1 protein-coding gene is annotated in these 550 nt (G+C 68.5%); it reads right to left on the reverse strand.

What is annotated here, in order from left to right:
• On the reverse strand, positions 1-321 hold a 321-nt coding region (locus tag FMEAI12_RS00115; protein WP_112104552.1), incomplete at its 3' end, for a MerR family transcriptional regulator.
• Positions 322-550: the final 229 nt, after the last annotated feature.

A 550-nucleotide genomic window follows, 5' to 3' on the forward strand; every position in this document is an offset into this window, starting at 1 on the left:
GGTTGTCAGTTGGCGTGATTGCTGGTTGAGCCGCTGGGCTTCGGCGAGTTGGTCTTCGAGGATGACGATGCGGCAGGCGGCGTCGATCGCGGTGCCCTGATCGACGAGTTCACGGACGCGGGCGGCGATCCGCAGCTGATAGCGGGAGTAGCGGCGGTGGCCGCCCTCGGAGCGCAGCGGCGTGATCAGACGGGCTTCGCCGAGGGCCCGCAGGAAGGCAGGCGTGGTGCCGAGCATCTCGGCTGCGCGGCCCATGGTGTAGGCGGGGTAGTCGTCGTCGTCGAGACTGTGGGCCGGTTTGCGTGTGCGTTCAGGGGTCATCGCGCCTCTCGGGACACATCGAGGGGCCCTGGTGCCATACAGCACCAGGGCCCCGGGGGGTTCAACACCATCTACCGGCCAAGACGCGCCGGGTTCTGGAACCCGCATGCCCACCCGAGAGGGCGGGGGTGCGGGGATCGCGTATGCGTGACCGGGGACCACCTTCCAATCCGGGGCCTGCGGTAACCGAGCGAGCTAGACCATCGCTCGGGCGATCCTGATGGCGTCT

Origin of the sequence: Parafrankia sp. Ea1.12 (assembly GCF_900465275.1) — a bacterium.
GTDB lineage: Bacteria > Actinomycetota > Actinomycetes > Frankiales > Frankiaceae > Parafrankia > Parafrankia soli.